The organism is Parendozoicomonas verongulae, from assembly GCF_009711465.1.
GTDB lineage: Bacteria > Pseudomonadota > Gammaproteobacteria > Pseudomonadales > Endozoicomonadaceae > Sansalvadorimonas > Sansalvadorimonas verongulae.
Window position 1 is genome coordinate 1 of sequence record NZ_SMME01000082.1, and the last position, 245, is coordinate 245.

A 245-nucleotide genomic window follows, 5' to 3' on the forward strand; every position below is an offset into this window, starting at 1 on the left:
CGCCCTGGTCACAGACAAAGGGCTTGCCCCTTGTGTGAACTTTTAGCGTGTGCATACCATAGAAATCCACAGACATATCGTCGTCAGTTCGAACCTGAAGCTCTCTGTAATGCTCACGTGCCCAGGTATTTAAACGCGAAGAAAACGGGTCTCCTGAAGGAAGGGGGGAGCAGTTGATGTGAATAGGAGCTTCCTCATCCGGAGACACATGACATATGTTTGCCTTATCCCGGATCCATGTTGTG

1 protein-coding gene is annotated in these 245 nt (G+C 49.8%); it reads right to left on the minus strand.

All coding sequences use genetic code 11. The annotated features are described in order from the left end of the window. On the minus strand, positions 1-208 hold a 208-nt coding region (locus tag E1189_RS24130; protein ID WP_230459781.1), incomplete at its 3' end, for a hypothetical protein. Positions 209-245 lie beyond the last annotated feature (37 nt).